The organism is Acinetobacter sp. ACNIH3 (genome assembly GCF_002918965.1).
Lineage (GTDB): Bacteria > Pseudomonadota > Gammaproteobacteria > Pseudomonadales > Moraxellaceae > Acinetobacter > Acinetobacter schindleri.
The window spans coordinates 24,061-44,013 of the sequence record NZ_PQLP01000006.1 but is presented as its reverse complement, the minus strand read 5'-3'; the positions used below and the strand labels follow the sequence as shown (position 1 = coordinate 44,013).

Annotated in this window: 18 protein-coding genes, 2 tRNA genes and 1 pseudogene; 10 read left to right on the top strand and 11 right to left on the bottom strand. The window is 41.1% G+C overall.

Annotation, left to right across the window (positions count from 1 at the left end; translation table 11 throughout):
- Nucleotides 1-41 precede the first annotated feature (41 nt).
- Together C3420_RS04735 and C3420_RS04730 are read left to right on the top strand one after the other, a co-directional pair.
- The gene (locus C3420_RS04735; RefSeq protein ID WP_103800597.1) at nt 42-560 is read left to right on the top strand and encodes a PadR family transcriptional regulator; all 519 of its coding nucleotides are present in this window, start codon (nt 42-44) and stop codon (nt 558-560) included.
- Nucleotides 561-592: 32 nt separating this feature from the next.
- The gene (locus tag C3420_RS04730; RefSeq protein ID WP_103800596.1) at nt 593-850 is read left to right on the top strand and encodes a DUF2798 domain-containing protein; all 258 of its coding nucleotides are present in this window, start codon (nt 593-595) and stop codon (nt 848-850) included.
- Between the two features lie 46 nt (nt 851-896).
- On the opposite strand, the gene C3420_RS04725 is transcribed toward C3420_RS04730, so the two are convergent.
- On the bottom strand, nt 897-3,293 hold the full coding sequence (locus C3420_RS04725) for a glycerophosphodiester phosphodiesterase (protein WP_103800595.1): 2,397 nt from the start codon (nt 3,291-3,293) through the stop codon (nt 897-899).
- Between the two features lie 258 nt (nt 3,294-3,551).
- Between C3420_RS04725 and C3420_RS04720 the strand changes: the two genes are divergently transcribed.
- Nucleotides 3,552-4,544, top strand: a complete 993-nt coding sequence (locus C3420_RS04720) for an NAD(P)H-quinone oxidoreductase (RefSeq protein ID WP_103800594.1) — start codon at nt 3,552-3,554, stop codon at nt 4,542-4,544.
- Between the two features lie 357 nt (nt 4,545-4,901).
- Nucleotides 4,902-5,081 (top strand): hypothetical protein, encoded by a 180-nt coding sequence (locus C3420_RS04715; RefSeq protein ID WP_004810797.1) that lies wholly within the window; start codon nt 4,902-4,904, stop codon nt 5,079-5,081.
- 142 nt (nt 5,082-5,223) lie between these two features.
- Here the strand turns inward: C3420_RS04715 and C3420_RS04710 are convergent.
- Together C3420_RS04710 and C3420_RS04705 are read right to left on the bottom strand one after the other, a co-directional pair.
- Nucleotides 5,224-5,309, bottom strand: a tRNA-Leu gene (locus tag C3420_RS04710).
- A 10-nt stretch (nt 5,310-5,319) separates the two neighbouring features.
- Nucleotides 5,320-5,393: transfer RNA gene (locus C3420_RS04705), tRNA-Cys, on the bottom strand.
- 153 nt (nt 5,394-5,546) lie between these two features.
- On the opposite strand from C3420_RS04705, the gene folD reads away from it, so the two are divergent.
- Nucleotides 5,547-6,395, top strand: a complete 849-nt coding sequence (folD, locus tag C3420_RS04700) for a bifunctional methylenetetrahydrofolate dehydrogenase/methenyltetrahydrofolate cyclohydrolase FolD (RefSeq protein ID WP_008301933.1) — start codon at nt 5,547-5,549, stop codon at nt 6,393-6,395.
- A gap of 261 nt (nt 6,396-6,656) precedes the next feature.
- The gene (locus tag C3420_RS04695; protein ID WP_103800593.1) at nt 6,657-7,325 is read left to right on the top strand and encodes a class I SAM-dependent methyltransferase; all 669 of its coding nucleotides are present in this window, start codon (nt 6,657-6,659) and stop codon (nt 7,323-7,325) included.
- A 49-nt stretch (nt 7,326-7,374) separates the two neighbouring features.
- Here C3420_RS04695 and C3420_RS04690 read toward each other — a convergent pair whose 3' ends face one another.
- The 3 genes and pseudogenes from C3420_RS04690 to C3420_RS04680 form a co-directional block, all read right to left on the bottom strand.
- Nucleotides 7,375-7,797 (bottom strand): hypothetical protein, encoded by a 423-nt coding sequence (locus C3420_RS04690; RefSeq protein WP_034424215.1) that lies wholly within the window; start codon nt 7,795-7,797, stop codon nt 7,375-7,377.
- A 197-nt stretch (nt 7,798-7,994) separates the two neighbouring features.
- Nucleotides 7,995-8,191: pseudogene (locus tag C3420_RS17560) on the bottom strand (alpha-ketoglutarate permease); the annotation flags it as partial.
- Nucleotides 8,192-8,499: 308 nt separating this feature from the next.
- A complete protein-coding gene (locus C3420_RS04680; RefSeq protein ID WP_103800641.1) occupies nt 8,500-10,329 on the bottom strand; it encodes a phosphoenolpyruvate carboxykinase (GTP) in 1,830 nt (609 codons plus the stop codon).
- Between the two features lie 1,221 nt (nt 10,330-11,550).
- On the opposite strand from C3420_RS04680, the gene C3420_RS04675 reads away from it, so the two are divergent.
- Complete coding sequence (locus tag C3420_RS04675) at nt 11,551-11,841, top strand: co-chaperone GroES (RefSeq protein ID WP_004810787.1); 291 nt, start codon at nt 11,551-11,553, stop codon at nt 11,839-11,841.
- A gap of 71 nt (nt 11,842-11,912) precedes the next feature.
- Nucleotides 11,913-13,547, top strand: coding sequence for a chaperonin GroEL (groL, locus tag C3420_RS04670; RefSeq protein ID WP_004810785.1), 1,635 nt, complete (start codon nt 11,913-11,915; stop codon nt 13,545-13,547).
- A gap of 75 nt (nt 13,548-13,622) precedes the next feature.
- Here the strand turns inward: groL and C3420_RS04665 are convergent, their stop codons facing one another.
- Complete coding sequence (locus C3420_RS04665; RefSeq protein ID WP_004810783.1) at nt 13,623-14,105, bottom strand: copper resistance protein NlpE; 483 nt, start codon at nt 14,103-14,105, stop codon at nt 13,623-13,625.
- Between the two features lie 213 nt (nt 14,106-14,318).
- Between C3420_RS04665 and C3420_RS04660 the strand changes: the two genes are divergently transcribed.
- A complete protein-coding gene (locus tag C3420_RS04660; RefSeq protein WP_103800640.1) occupies nt 14,319-15,473 on the top strand; it encodes a helix-turn-helix transcriptional regulator in 1,155 nt (384 codons plus the stop codon).
- 46 nt (nt 15,474-15,519) lie between these two features.
- On the opposite strand, the gene C3420_RS04655 is transcribed toward C3420_RS04660, so the two are convergent.
- A complete protein-coding gene (locus C3420_RS04655; RefSeq protein WP_103800639.1) occupies nt 15,520-16,875 on the bottom strand; it encodes a hypothetical protein in 1,356 nt (451 codons plus the stop codon).
- Nucleotides 16,876-17,066: 191 nt separating this feature from the next.
- Here C3420_RS04655 and C3420_RS04650 point away from each other — a divergent pair, with 191 nt between their 5' ends.
- Nucleotides 17,067-17,654, top strand: a complete 588-nt coding sequence (locus tag C3420_RS04650) for a 1-acyl-sn-glycerol-3-phosphate acyltransferase (protein ID WP_103800638.1) — start codon at nt 17,067-17,069, stop codon at nt 17,652-17,654.
- Between the two features lie 67 nt (nt 17,655-17,721).
- Here C3420_RS04650 and C3420_RS04645 read toward each other — a convergent pair whose 3' ends face one another.
- The 3 genes from C3420_RS04645 to C3420_RS04635 all read right to left on the bottom strand — a co-directional run bounded on the left by C3420_RS04645 (nt 17,722) and on the right by C3420_RS04635 (nt 19,785).
- On the bottom strand, nt 17,722-18,042 hold the full coding sequence (locus tag C3420_RS04645; RefSeq protein ID WP_004893562.1) for a hypothetical protein: 321 nt from the start codon (nt 18,040-18,042) through the stop codon (nt 17,722-17,724).
- Nucleotides 18,043-18,193: 151 nt separating this feature from the next.
- On the bottom strand, nt 18,194-18,955 hold the full coding sequence (locus tag C3420_RS04640) for a 3-oxoacyl-ACP reductase (protein WP_103800637.1): 762 nt from the start codon (nt 18,953-18,955) through the stop codon (nt 18,194-18,196).
- A 92-nt stretch (nt 18,956-19,047) separates the two neighbouring features.
- A complete protein-coding gene (locus C3420_RS04635) occupies nt 19,048-19,785 on the bottom strand; it encodes a sulfite exporter TauE/SafE family protein (protein ID WP_103800636.1) in 738 nt (245 codons plus the stop codon).
- Nucleotides 19,786-19,953 lie beyond the last annotated feature (168 nt).

Genomic DNA, 19,953 nt, shown 5'->3' with positions numbered 1-19,953 from the left:
GAGAAGATATATCTTAATTAATTTTAAGATATATCTTTGCTATGTCTAGAATTTCTAATTCTGTTCTAACAGAAGAACAAGAGAACTCTCCAAAACCTCGCAAACGCCTGTTTGAAGCAGGTGAAATGAAATTGCTGGTACTGCATTTTATTGCTCAAGCGCCCAAATTTAGCTACGACATTATCAAAGAAGTGGCTGCTTTAGTGGGCGGAAACTACAAGCCGAGCACCGGCACAATCTGCCCAACCATTAATTATCTGGAAGAACAGCAATATACGCAAATGACTATGAGTGCTGATGAGCGCAAGCAGTATCACATTACTGAAAAAGGTCAGGCACATCTCAAAGAACGTCAGCAAACCTTACAAAAGGTACTAGACCGTTTTAATACGCGTAAACAAATTCAATTGAATGAACAATATGTTGATATTAAACATGCGATGGAAAATTTAAAAACCTCACTGCGTTTAAAGATTCAACATAGCAAACTTAATGAAATCCAAATACGTGAAATTGCAGAACAGATTGATCAAGCAGCCATAAACATCACACGTCTGTAATCCGATTCACGATTTAAAAATCAGGTAAAATGATGAAAAAAATAGTTCCCAAATTTCATGTCAAACATTTGAATTGGCTCATGCCCTTGATCCTTTCCGGCATTATGAGTGGGGCAATTTCCTGCTTTAACATGCTACTCAACAAAGGCTGGAGTGATCAGTTTATTTCATTATGGCTGCATGCCTGGAGCATGTCATGGCTGATGGCATTTCCATTAATTTTGGTAGTACTGCCCTTAGTACGTCGTACCCTAATGAAATTCGTGGATGTGCCTAAAGGAAATCTTTAAATGAAAACACCCAATTCGTGAATTGGGTGTTTTGCTTATAAAACGATTATTGGATAGTGACAGTTACAGGTTCTGCATACAGGGTATATGTATAGTTTGGAGCGATTGTATAGTCATAACGCGGCATCACATAAGCTGTGCCTTTCTCTGCAAATGTTACACTCTGACCATTTTGCGTATATTTAGCCGAGCCAGGTAGAACCAGCATATTTTTAAAGATATAAGAGGATTTACCACCAACTTGTGTTTGAATTTCACCCGGAATTTCCAGAGCTTGACCTGCTGTAGCATTGAGCTGTTTTGGCGTATTCAGTTTTACCACAAAGTCGGATGCATCATGTGCATAATCTGTGGTGAGACCATGCGTTCCTTGGACATACATGCGATTAAAATCATCTTTGTTTAAACGGAACGTCCACGGCCAGAAAGTGACTCCGCGCTGGGAGGCAGTACGCATTAAATTCGCACTCAAGCCGCTAAAAGACGGATTGAAAGTGGATGAATACTGTTGAGTTGCATCCAGAATTCGCCGTGTATTGACCAAATCGCTTTGTGCGGCTGGAGTACTGGTAAGGAAACCGGTTGATACACCTGGAAGCACATTCTTCATTTGTAAAATCTGGTCGCCACTAAAACTGATCACAATAGCTTGATCATAGGCATCATGTTTATCTAGCAGTGCTTTGATCTTTGGTACGATCTCGGGCTTGTAGCTTTTAATTTCAATAAAGTTGGTGACATGTGGGTACTTTTTCACCTCAGCCAGCACTTCATCCATGGTAGGAATCTGACGGTTATAGTTCAGTGTTCTGAGCTCACGTACTTCTGCCAGTGTCATATCCTCAATGTTGCGGTTGACACCAGTCGTGCGTAACACAGAGGTATCATGCATAAGAATGACATGATCATCTTTAGTCAGATACACATCATATTCTACTGCATCAGCTCCTACAGTGATCGCTTTGAGGGTGCCCTCCAGTGTGTTTTCATCGTCTTGCGCCGGGATACCGCGATGTCCGGTAATCAGCGGCTTACGCAACAGGGTGTTGGGTGCCATGCGCTGCATAATTTCTTTATATAGGTCAGGATGGTTACTATAAATTCCATTAACACCTGTAGCTAGAATTTTTGCTGCGTCTAAGACCTGTGCACTGTCACTCTTGGCCCAAGGCGTAATCAATAAACGTTGTAGATGACTAACTGCTTCACGTGTTAGTAATTGTGGTGGCAAGATGACGATTTTGGACAGCGCTACATTGGTATTGTGGGCGATGGTCACGATATCTTTGCTGTTATAACCCAGCCCGGTCTGCTTGGAATAATCCAGAGCTGTTCGGAGCATCGGTAAATCAATACGGGCCTGACGCAGTAAATCTACATTATCGGAAATGAGGGTGATATCAGCCAGATTATAATTTTCTGTCAGTCCTTTCAGTGCCTGAACGGTTGCCGAATTTTGGATAGTGAGTAAAGGTAAAGTTCGACGCTGGGTATCTTTAAGATAATCAGTCAGGTGGCTTACTTTCTGATTGTTGCTTAGTAAATTAAGATCTGCATCAAGCTGATAAGCAACATGGGTAGCCGCGGTCGAGACTGGGCCATTAAGCGGTGCAGCCTGGGCTAAAGTCGGTGCCATTGAAACCGGGAGTTGCTGGTCAATAATGTCAGTGACTTTATTGGATTCAGGCAAGGCATCGAGTTGTTCAGTGACTTTGAGGTGGCTTACTTTCATCAATAAGCCGGCACTAGATAAACCAATGCTGCCTTGAGCCAGGTTATAAGGCAAGGTGCTATCCAATACCAGTTGATCATCCAGATAATGCCGTACACGATTTCCATACACTACAACGCTGGCCTTATGAGTTTTCTGAAGGCCAATATCTTCGCTATGAGCAGATTTCTGTAGCACATTCCAACTATTGGTCGGCATGCGTAAAGATAGTTCCAGACCGCTAGCACTCGTAGTAGCAACCCGCATGGCAAACTGATAATAGGGGGTAAAAGACGGATCAGCGAACTGATCTGCGCCTCGGTAGATGATACTGCCCCAGCGGGCTTCATTGAGTGCTTCTTCAAATGAAAATTCCATATCGATACGGTAATTGCGTAATTGCTGGAATTTCTCTGGCAGATGCAGGGTTGTCATTTGTGTGCTATGAGCACGACCATCGATATACAAGTCGCCATTTTCAAGATATACCTGGCCCGCGTTATTTTTAGGTTGTATCCAGTCGCCAGGAAGAGCCGCCCATTTATCAAAATTCTCATCCAGTAGAACCTCTGGAATGGGAACTTCTTCATCAGGAATATTGGGCTCAGGAGCCGGCTGATCTGGCTGGGTTACCGGTGGCTGTGAGGAGCCTGAATTCTTGTCGTCATCATCAGAACATGCGGTGAGGCCCAAGGACAGCAAAATAGACAGGTAGAGATGAGCAGGTTTCATACTTTTAATATTCTCAAGTCATTTATATTTGAATTTGAGAAATTAAAAGCAGAACATGACATTTATATGGATTTGTCATAAATGAAAATAATTCTTACAGATTAAAATTTCTTTTTTAAAGAATAAGGTGAGATCTCAATGCCATGCATTTTTCTTAATGATGGCCAGGTCTTCGACATAAGTCCGACTTGGCTTTAAAGCTGGAATTATCTATGTTCAAATAGGGTTAGGAAACAGTTAATACATGCGGAATGATCTATGTCACAAAAAACTATGCAACACGTCATCATTACAGAACCGGGTGGAGTGGATAAACTCGCTTATGAAACGGTTGTCATTCCTGAACCGAAGGCCGATGAGGTGCTGGTCAAGGTTCATGCCTTTGGAATTAACCGTCCGGATATTTTGCAGCGTCAGGGCTTGTACCCGATGCCAAAAGGGGTGACGCCTGTTCCAGGTCTGGAAGTAGCCGGTGAAGTGGTTGAAGTTGGAAGTGACGTAAATCAGTTTAAAGTCGGTGACAAGGTGTGTGGCCTGACCAATGGTGGGGGCTATGCAGAATATTGCGTCGTACCTGAAAGCCAGACTTTGAATATTCCTGAAAACGTAAGCTTTGTTCAGGCCGCTGCTATTCCTGAAACCTTCTTTACGGTGTGGGCAAATGTATTCCAGATGGGTAAAGCCAAGGCAGGAGAAACGGTGCTGGTGCATGGTGGAACCAGTGGGATTGGGACTACGGCACTCATGCTATGTAAATCACTGGGTATTAAAACCTTTGCCACAGCAGGTAGTGACGAAAAAATCCAGGCGATTTCACATCTGACCACAGGAATTAATTACAAAACTCAGGACTTTGAGCAGGTAATTAATGAAGCGACAGACAATGCTGGTGTAGATGTGATTCTGGATATGGTTGGTGCGCCCTATCTGGAGAAAAACCTGAATCTATTACGCCGTGATGGTCGTCTGGTGTATATCGCATTCTTGGGGGGGGCTAAGGCTAAGGAAGTGAAGCTGGGTCAGATTATGATGAAGCGCCTGACGATTACCGGTTCAACCATGCGTGCGCGTAACACAGCGGAAAAAGCTGAAATTGCACAAGGTCTGAAAACGCATGTAGCACCTTTATGGGCAAAAGGTGAATGTTTGCCAATGATTTATAAGACTTTCAAATTTAATGAGATTCAGGATGCACATGCAGCTATGGATACAGGCGAACATATCGGAAAAATTGTGGTAGAAGTGATCTAGTTCACATATTATTAAAATACTTAAAGGAGGGGGCTAATGGCTTCCCTCCCTTTTTTTGTGCAAAAAATGACAAGGTATGTCAGTTTTTAGCAATACAATAACAGCTGAAATTTATAGCATTTAAACTTGAAAGAAAACATACTTATTTATGTGAAAATTTTCCCAAAGTCTTTTTTTATAAAAATATATAAATAACAAATATTTAGAATTTTTATTTGAGAGCTGTTTTATTAATTCCGACGAACGGTAGTTATGTTTTTGAACTTTAAGTAAAAAATGGTCAGGTTTTTGCAATCCTTATAGAGACTGTTTATCCAATAGTCACCTTGTTCTCCTTTATCCAAGAGAGTAATAGCGATGATGATTGCAAAAGGACCATTTAAACGGATCCATCAAACTCGAGCACTAACACAAGTGATTCAAGCCAGATTATTTAACCGGGTTACGACACAGCAGGCTAAAATTTTCTATTTGGCATTATTAAATCTTGAAAGTTATATGACCAAATTGTCTAAGCCTAAACGCAAACGTCGTTAAGCCGATTCAAGCTATCTTACCCTCGCAGAAGGCAAATCTATTTTATTGATTTCGGCTGTAAATAGATTTCACTAAATTTCAGGCATAAAAAAACCAGCTTTCGCTGGATTCTTTATTTGCACCATCTTCAGTAGTAGAAGAATGGTGCCCGAGGCCAGACTCGAACTGGCACGCTTTGTGGGCGGGGGATTTTAAATCCCCTGTGTCTACCGATTTCACCACTCGGGCTTTAACAAGATGGAGGCGGAGGTCGGAATCGAACCGGCGTCCACGGAGTTGCAGTCCGCTGCATGACCACTCTGCCACCCCGCCGCGTCTTGTTGATGCGTATATTATCAAGCTCTGAAAAAAAAACAATAGTGTATTCATTCATATGCGCATAAAAGCAGCATATGGCGGAAAATATTAAGAATTATCATGTAGAATGTGCAAAATTGATTCATATCAACACTTGGGAGAAGTGCCGTGGCATTAGTTCTAGACGGTCGTGCATTGGCGAAGCAAATTGAAGCTGACTTGTTAACTCGCGTGGAAGCGCTGAAAGCAAAATCAGGTCGTACTCCAATTCTTGCGACTATTTTGGTAGGTGACGATGGTGCATCTGCAACTTATGTTCGTATGAAAGGCAATGCTTGCCGTCGTGTCGGTATGGATTCATTGAAAGTTGAGCTTCCAAAAGAAACCACAACTGAACAACTTCTTGCAGAAATTGAAAAACTCAATGCCAATCCAGATGTTCACGGTATTTTGTTACAACACCCAGTGCCTGCGCAAATTGATGAGCGTGCTTGTTTCGACGCAATCTCTCTTGAAAAAGACGTTGATGGCGTAACTTGCCTTGGCTATGGCCGTATGGCGATGGGTGAAGCGGCATATGGTTCTGCAACACCTGCTGGCATCATGACCATTCTGAAAGAAAATAACATTGAAATTGCAGGTAAACATGCTGTTGTTGTCGGCCGTTCTGCAATTCTGGGCAAACCAATGGCAGCGATGCTGCTTGAAGCGAATGCCACTGTGACGATTTGCCATTCACGTACTCAAAACCTGCCAGCATTTGTGAAACAAGCGGATATCATTGTTGGTGCGGTAGGTAAAGCTGAACTGATTCAAAAAGACTGGATCAAACCAGGTGCAGTAGTGGTTGATGCTGGCTTCCATCCACGTGATGGTGGTGGTGTAGGTGATATCCAGTTAGTTGGTATCGAAGAAATCGCTTCTGCTTACACGCCAGTTCCAGGTGGTGTAGGTCCAATGACGATCACAACATTGATTCGTCAAACAGTTGAAGCTGCTGAGAAAGCTTTAGGTTAATTGAGATTAAAAGTAGTTGCGGTGGAGTCTTACCATTGTGACTACAGATTTAAGAAGCTCGATCGTTACTTTTGTTTCGGCAAAAGTAACCAAAACCATTTGTCATTTGCAGAACTCGTCTTATTCCTTCAGCGATGAATAAGTCGCAGAAACAGAGCGAATCAAATTTTAGGTGGCCTCGGACAGCTGCGAATGACATGGTCAAGTATTCTGGTTAATTTATAAATTCCAATAAAAGATTTTTTGCACCAAGGCTTTTATATGAGCTGTACTTTCCAATTTCTTAAAGCTCCTGAGCATCTTCTACAAGCCTTGCATGATGTGATTCCACATTGTGAATTGCAAGCACAGCAATTGCCGGATACACCTATTTCACTTTGGCTAATTCCGCCAGTATTTCCAACTGATAAGCTGGATGATGAAGTCATCCGTCGTATCTGGAATGATACGCCGTATTGGATCTTTTGCTGGGCATCTGGTCTTGCGATGGCGCAGTGGCTGCTGGCAGAACCACATCATGTAAAAGATAAAGTAGTGCTGGATTTTGGTGCAGGTTCAGGTGTCGTTGCAATTGCAGCAAAAATGGCAGGTGCTAAGCGTGTGATTTGCTGTGACATTGATCAAGTGAGTTTAGATGCTTGTCGTGCTAATGCTGAGTTGAATGGTGTTGAGCTTGAATACTTGGATGATCTGTATAAAGCAGAACAGGTTGATATCCTGTTAGCCGCCGACGTACTTTATGACCAATGCAACCGTTTCTTCCTGGATGAGTTTTTAAAATTTGCGCCTGAGGTGTGGGTTGCAGATAGTCGCGTGAAAAACTTTAGCCATCCCAAATATGAAAAACTGGATGAGCGTAGTGCTACCACCTGGCCGGATTTGGATGAATCTCCAGAATTCAGAAACGTCAGTTTCTATAAGACACTTTGAAGCGAAAAATAAAAAAAGGGCATTAAGCCCTTTTTTCATATCTTAGAGATTATGAGCAGGTGAATTGAATCACGCGTAATGTGCTTGGGCGGGCATTCAGGGCATCACGTGCGCCTGGATTTTCAGTATTGTACAGGTCAGGCGTGTTGCTTAAGCTGATTTGAGTGCGACTATTGCCGAGCTGGCGACCATACTGTTCATCTGGTAATGCAGTATTACTAATTTCGTTGCTGCTGAGTACGCTTACATTCCAGTTTTTAGAAGTACCAAGTGCCTGTCTGCAAGCAGCCTGCAATTTTCCTTCATCCTGACTGGTACGACCAGAAAGTGTATAGCGCAATGTTGCAGTATTTGCACCTTGCTCAATGACTTCGTAACCAGATTGACCGTTATAAGGTTGAGGTGTGCTTTGGCAGGCAGTAAGCACCAAAGTGCCGAAACCCAAACCTAGTAGAAAAACTGTTTTTTTCATCATGATGATTTCCCATTTTTTATACAGCAAGTATGCCATAGCATTGAAAAGACAAAATGGCAGTAAACTTAAAAATCCAATAAAAAAGCTTTCTGAATGTTTCTACTCAGAAAGCTTAAACAGCTCAAGCATTAATTAGTCGTCAGTAATCATGCTGTATTTTTTAGTGTCCTTCATGAAGATATAAGTCAGTAATATGCATAAATTCCCATAATCCATCCGCCAATCGGCGCATTAAAAAAACTAAGGTAAAACAGCAACAGCTTTACGGTGTCATCGTCCTTAGGGGAAACTTACGAAGCAAAATATAAAGTAAAGGCTGCATAAACATACCAGTCGTGCATTCGACCAGGTTTCCTGTGAAACCGCCGAGAATAGAGTTGACACATGTTTTATCGAAGTAAAGTTAAATAATTACAGTGTCTTGTGCTTATGTAGTTTTTAATTTTTTATAAAACTTTAGTTTTAATAAAACAAAAAAGATAGTTTTTATAATTCAAATCATTAAATTATTTATTTTTATATTAATTTTTTGATTTTTAGAATAAATTTTATTGATTAAATGTTGTTCTTGAATAATTTAAGAGGTATTAGAGAGATCTAATAAGTACAGAAATTGGAAAAATGAAAGTACTTAAATTTAATGAATAACTATTAATAAAAAAGGCCGCTTATGCGACCTTTTTTAAATTAAACCAGCAATTATGCAGATTTAACAGCTTCCAGTAATTCAGCTTGACGTTTTTTCAACGCTTCTGGCATACGGTCACCTAGTTTTTCGAACAATTCAGTATGGCTTTCAAGTTCTTTGATCCATTGATCTTTATCTTGAGAAGTTACAAGGTTAAACTGCTCTTTAGAGAAGTCAGTGCCAGTCCAGTTCAACTGTTCATAAGTTGGAACACGGCCAATTGGAGTGTCAACAGCAGTTGCACGGCCTTCACAACGATCGATGATCCACTCAAGAACACGCATGTTTTGACCGAAACCAGGCCATACGAAGTTGCCTTCAGCATCACGACGGAACCAGTTCACGTTGTAGATACCTGGAAGCTTGTTACCAGCAGCAGCAGCTTTCTCGCCAACTTTCTCACCTATTTCTAACCAGTGAGTGAAGTAGTCAGCCATGTTGTAGCCAGCAAATGGAAGCATTGCGAATGGATCACGACGGACAACACCTTGTTGACCAACAGCAGCAGCAGTAGTTTCAGAGCCCATAGTTGCAGCTTTATAAACACCGTCTACCCAGTCAAATGCTTCTGAGATTAGAGGCACTGTGTCCGCACGGCGACCACCGAAAATGAACGCAGAAATTGGAACACCTGCTGGATTTTCCCAGTCAGCATCGATAGAAGGGCATTGACCCGCAGCAACGGTGAAGCGAGCATTCGGGTGAGCTGCTTTTTCTTCGCCAGTGTGTGGTTGACCTTTCCAGTTAGTCAGGTTTGCAGGCGCTTCTTTAGTCAGACCTTCCCACCATACTTCGCCGTTGTCAGTCACAGCAACGTTTGTATAGATCACGTCTTTATGAAGTGTCGCCATACAGTTCGGGTTAGTTTTGGTATTTGTACCAGGCGCTACACCGAAGAAACCAGCTTCAGGGTTAATTGCATATAGACGGCCGTCTTCACCTGGTTTGATCCAGGCAATATCGTCACCTACAGTTTCAATCTTCCAGCCTTCGTAGCCCGCTGGTGGAATCAGCATCGCGAAGTTTGTTTTACCACACGCAGAAGGGAATGCCGCTGCGATGTAATGTTTTTCACCTTGTGGATTCGTCACGCCAAGGATCAGCATGTGTTCAGCTAACCAACCTTGTTGACGACCCATGTAAGATGCAATACGTAAAGCTAGACATTTTTTACCTAGCAATGCGTTACCGCCGTAACCGGAACCGTAAGACCAGATTTCACGCGTTTCTGGATAATGTACGATCCATTTGTCTGGGTTACATGGCCAAGCAACGTCTTTTTGACCTTCTTCCAATGGTGCACCAACAGTGTGTACACATGGAACGAATTCGCCGTCAGTACCTAAAACGTCATAAACCGCTTTACCCATACGCGCCATTTTAGACATGCTAACAGCAACATAAGGAGAATCAGTCAGTTCGATACCGATGTGTGCAATATGAGAACCTAAAGGACCCATAGAGAAAGGAACAACATACAAAGTACGACCTTTCATTGAACCGTCAAACAAACCATTTAGACGTGCACGCATTTCAGCCGGAGCTTCCCAATTATTTGTCGCGCCAGCGTCTTCTTTGTTTTCTGAACAGATATAAGTACGACCTTCAACACGAGCAACGTCAGAAGGATCAGAATTTGCAAGGTAAGAACCTGGATGAGTTTCCTGGTTAAGCGCTTGCATTGTGCCGTTAGCGATCATCAAGTCGATATAACGTTGATACTCTTCTGCGCTACCGTCACACCATTCAATTTTTGCTGGTTTTGTTAATTTAGCAATCTCTTCCACCCAAGCAATAAGCTTAGGGTGACGAACGAATTCTGGTGCGTTCACTTGGGTCATGGTGAGGCCTATCTCAAAAGTGTACAAAACTATGTACAAAGTATAGTCTGAGTGATGAAAACATCGCCCAGATGAAATATGAAAAAAAAGTGGCTGTATTAAAGCATAAAATGACAAAAAAAATAAGACCAAAGCAGGGTTAGAGTTAAATTGTCACATAATGCAATATTTTAAATAAGTATTTAAAAAACAGTAGTATATAAAATAACATTGCAAAGTAATCTTGTATTTATTTTAATTATGGTTAATATTTTTAATAAATATAATTATAAAAAACATTTACTTATTATTTTTCTAGGAATGACTCTTATCATTGATTAAATAAATGAGGGTAATTTGAATTTTGCATAGTACCTAATGACATCTGTTTAGCATTTAGACAGTTTGCCAGAAAAATAATCAATGCTGATGATTTTCCGAACCATTATAAACGATATATATCTAATTTCTATCACATAAAAGGCTGTAGTTATAGAATGTTGGGGTCATTCCTATTTAAGATCATAATTGAACTCTGCTATATAGCTTCTTGTGGTTTTAAATTTTTGATTTTAAAAATAAAATTTATAGTTTCTGCTTTCTTAAAGCGCCTAAGAAAAACCACTTTAAGATTAGTTTTTAATTGGTTAGTAACTTACGATTAGTAGGTATTAAAAAGTCAACCTTGATCTTTTATGGCCTAGCTCTATGAAGCCAATAACAGTATTCTCCAGGTAAGTATCTTCAACGAATGTGGGCATAGAAATGATCATCCTGTACAAGGCTGAAGCACTTTATAAATAGTATTCATTATCTGGAAAAAACTATCTATATACCAGGTTCATGCCAAAAAAGATTTTTGTATAAAAGATGAGTTTAAGGTGTTTGCACTGCTTATTTTAAATTATTTATCAGATAGGAAGGAGGAGTAGCGCTGTATCTTCTGACTGTTCAAATATAACCTCTATTTTGCTTCACCACGTTCTTAAAGAAGCTTATGGAAAGATGAAAAATTCTGAAAACTGAAGGCTATACTCTAATTTCAGACTGGCCTTGAAGAAAAAAGCAGCAAAAGTATATGCACATGATAAAAAAATAAAAAAAATGAATTTTTTTTCAGTTTTACCCTTGAAGCGATTTATTCCATCTCCATAAAAGTGACATCTAAAAGTTTTGATGACGACCAGGGAATAACTAAGTCGTCATCAGTAATCAAAAAGACTTAGTCTGATGGAGTTAAAAATGAGCAACATTCGTCCATTACATGACCGCGTTGTTATTCGTCGTGTTGAAGAAGAAACTAAAACAGCTGGCGGTATTTTACTTCCAGGTTCTGCAGCAGAAAAACCAGCGCAAGGGGAAATTATTGCAGTTGGTAATGGTCAAATCACTGACAATGGCGTACGCGCGTTAGACGTTAAAGTTGGCGACAAAGTATTGTTCGGCACTTATGCAGGTACAACTGTAAAAGTAGACGGGGAAGAACTACTTATCATGAAAGAATCTGACATTTTAGCGGTTCTTGAAGGTTAATCTTCGCTAAAACAGTCTTACATATTCCATATCAGATTTTGTAAAGCTATTAAAAATACTCGGAGTCAAATATGTCAGCTAAAGACGTAAAATTTGGTGATTCAGCTCGTGCGAAAATGATCGCTGGTGTGAACATCCTTGCAGATGCAGTAAAAGTAACACTTGGTCCTAAAGGTCGTAACGTTGTCATCGACCGTTCTTTCGGTGCACCACATATCACTAAAGATGGTGTAACTGTTGCTAAAGAAATTACTTTAAAAGACAAGTTCGAGAACATGGGTGCCCAACTTGTTCGCGAAGTATCTTCAAAAACCAATGACATCGCTGGTGACGGTACAACGACTGCGACTGTTCTTGCTCAAGCAATCTTAAATGAAGGTATCAAGTCAGTAACTGCGGGTATGAACCCAATGGATCTGAAACGTGGTATCGATATCGCAGTGAAAACTTTAGTTGCTGAAATCAAGGCGACTGCTCAGCCTGCTTCTGATTCTAAAGCAATTGAGCAAGTAGGTTCGATCTCTGCTAACTCTGACACTACTGTTGGTAAACTGATTGCGCAAGCAATGGAAAAAGTAGGTAAAGAGGGTGTGATCACTGTTGAAGAGGGTTCAGGCTTCGAAGATGCACTTGACGTTGTAGAGGGTATGCAGTTTGACCGTGGTTATATCTCTCCATACTTCGCAAACAAACAAGACACGCTAACTGCTGAACTTGAAAACCCATACATTCTATTGGTTGACAAGAAAATCAGTAACATCCGTGAATTGATCACTGTACTGGAAGCAGTTGCGAAAACTGGCAAACCACTTCTGATCATTGCTGAAGATGTTGAAGGCGAAGCGCTTGCAACTCTGGTTGTCAACAACATGCGCGGTATCATTAAAGTATGTGCTGTTAAAGCACCTGGCTTCGGTGACCGTCGTAAAGCAATGCTACAAGACATCGCGATCCTGACTGGCGGTACTGTGATTTCTGAAGAAATCGGTATGCAGTTAGACCAAACGACTCTTGAACACTTGGGTACTGCGCACAAAGTAACAGTTTCTAAAGAAAACACAGTGATTGTGGATGGTGCTGGTAATGCAGCTCAGATCTCTGACCGTGTTCAACAGATCCGTGCGCAAATCGAAGAATCTACTTCTGAATACGACAAAGAAAAACTTCAAGAACGCGTAGCTAAATTGGCTGGCGGTGTTGCTGTTATCAAAATCGGTGCTGCAACTGAAGTTGAAATGAAAGAGAAGAAAGACCGTGTAGACGATGCACTTCACGCAACTCGCGCAGCGGTTGAAGAAGGTGTTGTTGCGGGTGGTGGTGTTGCACTGGTACGTGCTGCAGCTGCACTTGACGGTGTGAAGGGTGCAAATGATGACCAGAACGTAGGTATCAGCATTCTTCGTCGTGCAATTGAAGCGCCACTTCGTCAAATCGTATCTAATGCTGGTGATGAGCCTTCAGTTGTGATCAATGCAGTGAAAAATGGCCAAGGTAACTTTGGTTACAACGCTGCAACTGGCGAATACGGCGATATGCTTGAAATGGGTATTCTAGATCCAGCAAAAGTAACACGTTCTGCGCTTGAGCATGCTGCTTCTGTTGCTGCATTAATGTTGACAACTGAATGTATGATCACTGATATCCCAGAAGACAAACCTGCTATGCCTGATATGGGCGGCATGGGTGGTATGGGCGGCATGATGTAATTCATCAACCGGTCATTGATCTAAAAAATCCCCGCATTTGCGGGGATTTTTTTCATTCAGGTTAGCTGAAAAATATTAATGTTTGATTAATCTGTAATTCAGATTACTGTTAATTTTCTCGCCAGTTTGAATATCTCGAGCTTCTAAGAAATTTTCACCGACAAAGAATTTACGATTTTCACCTTTTTCATCCAGCGTAATAATTGAAGTCATTTTAGGGTCAAAGCTAAAACTTCCTTTGGTTTTGGTTTCTGTGCTTTTGGTATCGGAAACATACTCTTCTTTCAACTCATAGGTTTTGTCAGGATGAAGTTCCAGCTCAACTTTAATGGCTTCACAATCCGCACATGGGAAAGTTCCTTCGTATTCGCCCGCCCAGTCAAGAGAAGTTTCTGCAGTATCGCCTGCAGGTAAGCTGCGTGATGTCGCTGGCGTATTCATCTGAGCAGAATTTTCTGAATCCATATTTTCATTGCTAGAGGGTTCTTGGGTTTTAGAACAGGCACTTAAACCTAGCGTGATTGTGGTCATTGCGACGATAAGGAGAGACTTTTTCATTTCTATGCCCGTTTTGCATTTGCTAATATTCAACATAAAAATTTAAAAATCATAAGGGTAGTACAACTTTGTAAATGATGTATTGATTAAGTGAAATTCACTCTGCACGTGTGATGAGGTAAAGGAATTGCTAAAATAATAAAAAATAAAATCACTATCATCTCAAATAAATAGTGCTTTCACAGGTTTAAAAAAATAATAATGAGGGCAATGATGGATTTGAATAAAGAAAATAACATTATTGCGCATATCTATGATGCAGCACTGGATCCTCAGTTGTGGAATCAGGTTATGCATGAGTTAGTGGAATACACACAAAGTAAGACAGCCATCTTTACTGCGATGGATCAGCTCAACCCAGCTTACAACTTTGTCCATACCTATAATATTCCTTATGAAGGTCTAGCAGCTTATCGGGATGAACGTATTCAAGTCATTGATATGAAGCTGCACCTGCCGCTATGGAATGAGATTGCAGTGGGAGAGGCTTTACAGATCAATTGTCAGCATTATCCCTCCATGAAAGGCTCGGAAGAGCATATCTTTTATGAAAAATGTTTAAAGCCTACCGGTATTTTACATCTTGCAGGTGTATTGCTGGATCGCGGTGATTTTAGTTGGGCAGTACTGGGAATTCACCGGGCACCTGAGGCCATCCCTTATGGTAAAGAGCAACTGGATTTTCTGAAGCGTATCAGTATTCATTTAAGGCGAGCGCTACAGATTTATCGTCAGTTCAGTTTAGTTATTCAGGATAAGTACAATGCTTATCAGGCCATGAATGCTCTAAAGGTCGGGATTGTATTATTACTTGAGAATTTCGAGATAAAGTTTGCCAATATTGAAGCAAAAAAAATGCTGAGGCAGAATCAGGAAATTGAAATAGATCAGTACAATTATCTGAAGCTTAATAGAGCCTATCATCTGCAATTAGAACAACTTATCAGAGGGTCTTTACAGCAGGGGAGTGGGGGAATAAGTAAAATCGGTGGAGTAATGGCTGTAGAGGATGCAACAGGTCATTGCATCATGCTGACGATCGTACCTTGGTCGAAACAGTCAATGACACCTATTGAAGAATCGAGACGATATCAAGTTGCAATATTTTTGACGGATCGAAATCAATATCACATCTTGTCACAAAGTTATTTAAGGCAGCATTATCAGCTGACATGTCGGGAGATCGCATTATGTGAATACCTGATCAATGGTTATAAACCTGAAGAGATTGCTGAACAGATGCAACTCAGTATTCAAACCATTAGAACTTATATGAAAAAGATTTATGAAAAGCTAGAAGTGAATAGCCAGATTGAGCTGATACATAAGTTGATGAACTGTACGTTACAGTTTCAGCATATTGCATAAAAAGCCAGGTTAGTTACCTGGCTTTTTAAAGTTATACCAAGAGATATTACGTTGTTGGCTGTGGCTGTGGCTGTGGCTGTGGCTGTGGCTCAGGAGCGGGTTCTGGATCACGCTGGAAATCAGCCCGAGTGAAAGTGACAGGGGGTTCACCTGTTGGGGTTAATGTCATGGTAGTTGCATTAACTGTATAGGTTCCAAGAACGAATGGAGAGTTTTGACCATCATATAGACCACAACTTTCATTTGTATCGAACAAGTTATCGGTGACTGTGAGGGTGTTGTTCGAAGTAGTGTATTGACCATATTCAATACCCTCTGGGCCACAATCCTCTCCTCCTGTAGTATCAATCAGGAAGTAGTAGCCGTCGTTCAAGAATACCAGTACATGAGTATCATCCAGCTCCCACGTACCTACGAGGCCATTGGTTGAATTTTCTACTCGTGTAAGGGTAGAGGTATCATCTTCATCCAAACCAGTTTCAGTAAGAACTAAGTTTGTACCGTCAAAAGTTAGGGTATAACCTTCGTCACCTTCTGAATCTGAAAGCCCCCATGATCCATTGGTGTCACCATTTTCATCAATCACAGGTGTGATAACACCACCTTTCCAGTTCCACTGAAGATTCCCAAGTTCATAACCTGGTTCTCCATCATCATCTGCATTATCAGCTTCGCCCAGTTTGTAACTACCATCGGTATAAACCACTAGAATGACTTTGTCCGATTTATCTGCAGAGCCTAATTGCCATGTGCCAGCAATATCTTTATAGAAAGCTTCTTGAATATTAGCTGCAGCTTCATCAGAAGTAACTGGAGTTACGTCGCTAAGCTGTAATTGGTCTTGAATAAGGGTTGTTATACTGTTATCAGAATCCTCTAGTGCTGTCTCGAATGTAGTTGCAGAGGTGAAAGCTGTGTTAATTCGATTAATGACATCTTGAGTAATTTGAATACCATTATCATGAGCATTGTAATCTGCGGGAGCACCTGTTGGCGGTGTAATATAATCTGCATCAATCGATTGCAGGAAGATTGTTAATGCTTCTTCTAATTCTTCATCTTCATTTCCAGGTATGTCCGGATCATTCTCATAAAGATCTGTCGGAGTAATCCGTGCTTGAGCTGGAACTCCATCCTGTTCACCTAGCTGAAGGTTTCCGATAAAGAATCTAATTGTATCACCTGTATTATAATTAAATTTACCTTCCGCATTGGTAGAGCCTTTTACACCACTTGATGTTTCATAGCGGACGTTTTCAATTGGGCCATCAGTCAAGATACCTTGCTGTGTTCCAGGTGGGTTGCCACCATTTCCTGGTGAGTGATGGTCATCGTCATCATCATTACATGCGGTTAATGCAAGGGTGGAAAGCATTACTGCGAGTATAGTTTTTTTCATCATTGACCCCATGGGTGGTTTATAATTGTCCACCTGAGTCTAGGGAAGCCAATGATTAAGGAATATCCCAATATTGGGAGGTTGATTGTATAAAAAGTGCATCAAATAATGTATTTACAATCGATTACAAAGCGAATTAAACTCTAATATTGGTACACTATCACATAATTTTTTATTTATTTTGCGATTGAATTGTGTTTGAAAATTTAGCTGAAAAAGCACTTAAATTGATGGGCTGGGAAACAGACAATCACTGGCCTGAAAACCTGAGCCAATGTGTCATGATTGCTGCGCCGCATATCAGTAATTGGGATGCATTATATGCACGGCTAGCGTTGAAGGCATTAGGTGTCAATGTGCGTATTACCATTAAAGACAGCTACATGCAGTTCCCATTGGGTCCTTTTGTACGTGCGATGGGGGGAATCGGAATTGATCGCCGTCCCAAGCAGGCAGGTGAGCCGCGTCCAAGTATGGTTCAGGTGATGACAGACCTGTTTAAGCAGCATCCTGAACTGGTCATGTTGGTTACACCTGAAGGAACACGTGCCCGTCAGGAGCAATGGAAAACCGGTTTTTATTATGTTGCGGTAAATGCTGGCCTCCCGATTGCATTGGCTTATATGGATTATGAACAAAAGAAGGCAGGTGTAGGAAAAATCATTCATCCCACAGGAAATTTTGAGGAAGATATGGCTGAGATCATGGATTTCTATGCAGGCATCCAGGCCAAATTTCCTAAAGAATTTAGTGTAGATCAGCGATATTACAAAGCGAGTTAAAATGAAAAAACAGGAGAATACTCCTGTTTTTTTAGCATTAAGATTTTATTTCATATTGCATTAAAGATCAGAATGCTTCTTTGGCTGGAATGCCCCCCAGATTTTGACAGGCCGATTTGTATAGTTCATATTGCTGATTCACGATTTCAGAGAGCGGGATTTCAAAAGATTCCTCGCCATTTTTATACTGTTCTATATAAGCCTCTGCTTTGCTTTTTGAGCTATACAGAGAATGCTCATAATATTGAGTCACACTATTATGCTGCATTTGTGAAGGTTCAATACCCTTACAATGGAAGAGTTTTAAAATGTGTTCGGCTTTTTGGGCATCATGTGACATACAAGCTGTCAGTAGCAGAGTCAGGCTCAATACTGCTAAGGCTTTCATAGGGAGAAGTCAAACGGTTTTGAAAGGTCTCGATATTTTAAAAGGTATTTCGAGTTTCAAAACCGTTTTTTTTGAACAGTTGGTTAAAATATGAGGCATCGTACAATCGGATTCAGTATTGAACGATTCTATGATCATGTATTAAGGTTGATTAACCTTTGACTAAGCCTCCATCTACAATCAAATTTTGACCTGTGACAGCGCGTGAATAAGGAGACAGGAACATCAGGATTGCCGACGCGAATTCTTCAGGGGTAATAACACGGCGTAATGGCGTTGACTGAGCTATCAGATCAAATACAAAATCAGGTGTGGCTTTGCTGGCATCTGTGGTTTGTAATAGCCCGCCTGAAAGTATATTTACATTAATTCCATATTGACCGAGATCCTGTGCAGTAGTACGGGTAAATGCCAATAAAGCCGCTTTAGCAGTCGTATAGTCATGATAAGGCACCACCGGATTTTGGACCAGATTGGTACCGATATTCACAATCCGGCCAAAATGTGCACGCTTCATATCTTCTAGCGCCGCCTGAGTCGTATTGAGGCAGGCCTGAACAGCACCACTGAATTGATGCGACATCATCTCCCAAGTCAAATCTTCTACCTTGGGGCGATCATCACCATTAAATTCAAACTGTACCAGGGCATTGTTCACAACCGAATGAATGCCTTCACCAAAATGTGCTTTGCTTGCGGTAAACAGGGCTTTGACCTGATCTGCTTGAGTAACGTCTGCCTGATAGGTAAATACCTGATCGGGATACTGCTTCTGTAAAGCTTCAGCCTGCGTTTTACTACTAAGATAGTTCACCACTATACGTGCACCTTCTTCAATCAGAAGCTGGCTAATTGCCAAGCCAAGTCCACGTGCACCGCCAGTTACAAGCACAATTTGATCACGAATTTGCATAGCTCATTTCTACAGAAAAATCATTCAAGTTACCTTAGCAGTAAACTGGCTGAAAGCAAAGTAGGACAAGACTTTGGCCTTTTTGGAACAGTTTAATGGATCAACTCTTTAAGCAGCAGGAAACATCCTGAACTGAAGAGTAGTCCAAGAACAATTTGCTTAAAGTGCAGTTCTGAAATGTGATGGAATAATCGTGCACCCAAAATAGCAGGAATACTGACTGCAAGAATCAGTACAGCCATATAGGGCAAGTGACTCTGATTTAAATTGCCCTGATATAGATAGGCTGCCAAGGTAAACATCTGAATGGCGAAATTAAAATGACGTAAAATATAGCGCTGCTGATCTTTGGGGAGCTGTTTGAGCATTAACCAGGCAGAAGGTACGGAACCACAAAATCCCCCCAAGCCACCTAAAATGCCACCTACCAAACCGATACTGGCATCTGCAGTTTTGCCTGAATGTTGAATCAGTCGAATCTGAGGATTCAACAACATGAGTGGACACCAGATCACGAGGAACATACCCAGTAAGATACGGAAAGTATGTGCCTCAATGATATTCAGTAACCAGGTGCCGAGCGGGACGCCGATCAGTCCGGCAATTAAATACGGTAAATAAAGTGCTTTATACAAATGAACATGCTTTTGTTCATTCGATAATGAAATAACATGGCTCCAAATCGAAGCAAACACAAGCAGGGGGGCAGCAACTTGAGGGCTGAGTACCCATACCCAAAATGACATGGCAATTAAAGCGAAGGCAAAACCGGTAAGACCTTGTACAAATCCTGCGATCATTGCACCTAAAATAAATAACAGCCAAGTCATTCTGATCAGTCAATAAATAAAGCCAGCAGTATTCAAAAGATTGCTGAAAAAGCCAAGCTAATATTTAGCTGTATTTGTGCACAGCTTAGTCGAAGTTCAGATAAATAATTTATTTGAAGATAGTTGAATTGTTTTAATGGTGAATAAAAGCAAACAAATCGGTACAGG

Bases quoted from the DNA above. Each gene is read 5' to 3' on its own strand.
- C3420_RS04735 (WP_103800597.1), top strand. From the start codon at position 42: ATGTCTAGAATTTCTAATTCTGTTCTAACAGAAGAACAAGAGAACTCT.
- C3420_RS04730 (WP_103800596.1), top strand. From the start codon at position 593: ATGAAAAAAATAGTTCCCAAATTTCATGTCAAACATTTGAATTGGCTC.
- C3420_RS04725 (WP_103800595.1), bottom strand. From the start codon at position 3,293: ATGAAACCTGCTCATCTCTACCTGTCTATTTTGCTGTCCTTGGGCCTC.
- C3420_RS04720 (WP_103800594.1), top strand. From the start codon at position 3,552: ATGTCACAAAAAACTATGCAACACGTCATCATTACAGAACCGGGTGGA.
- C3420_RS04715 (WP_004810797.1), top strand. From the start codon at position 4,902: ATGATGATTGCAAAAGGACCATTTAAACGGATCCATCAAACTCGAGCA.
- C3420_RS04695 (WP_103800593.1), top strand. From the start codon at position 6,657: ATGAGCTGTACTTTCCAATTTCTTAAAGCTCCTGAGCATCTTCTACAA.
- C3420_RS04690 (WP_034424215.1), bottom strand. From the start codon at position 7,797: ATGAAAAAAACAGTTTTTCTACTAGGTTTGGGTTTCGGCACTTTGGTG.
- C3420_RS04680 (WP_103800641.1), bottom strand. From the start codon at position 10,329: ATGACCCAAGTGAACGCACCAGAATTCGTTCGTCACCCTAAGCTTATT.
- C3420_RS04675 (WP_004810787.1), top strand. From the start codon at position 11,551: ATGAGCAACATTCGTCCATTACATGACCGCGTTGTTATTCGTCGTGTT.
- groL (WP_004810785.1), top strand. From the start codon at position 11,913: ATGTCAGCTAAAGACGTAAAATTTGGTGATTCAGCTCGTGCGAAAATG.
- C3420_RS04665 (WP_004810783.1), bottom strand. From the start codon at position 14,105: ATGAAAAAGTCTCTCCTTATCGTCGCAATGACCACAATCACGCTAGGT.
- C3420_RS04660 (WP_103800640.1), top strand. From the start codon at position 14,319: ATGGATTTGAATAAAGAAAATAACATTATTGCGCATATCTATGATGCA.
- C3420_RS04655 (WP_103800639.1), bottom strand. From the start codon at position 16,875: ATGATGAAAAAAACTATACTCGCAGTAATGCTTTCCACCCTTGCATTA.
- C3420_RS04645 (WP_004893562.1), bottom strand. From the start codon at position 18,042: ATGAAAGCCTTAGCAGTATTGAGCCTGACTCTGCTACTGACAGCTTGT.
- C3420_RS04640 (WP_103800637.1), bottom strand. From the start codon at position 18,955: ATGCAAATTCGTGATCAAATTGTGCTTGTAACTGGCGGTGCACGTGGA.
- C3420_RS04635 (WP_103800636.1), bottom strand. From the start codon at position 19,785: ATGACTTGGCTGTTATTTATTTTAGGTGCAATGATCGCAGGATTTGTA.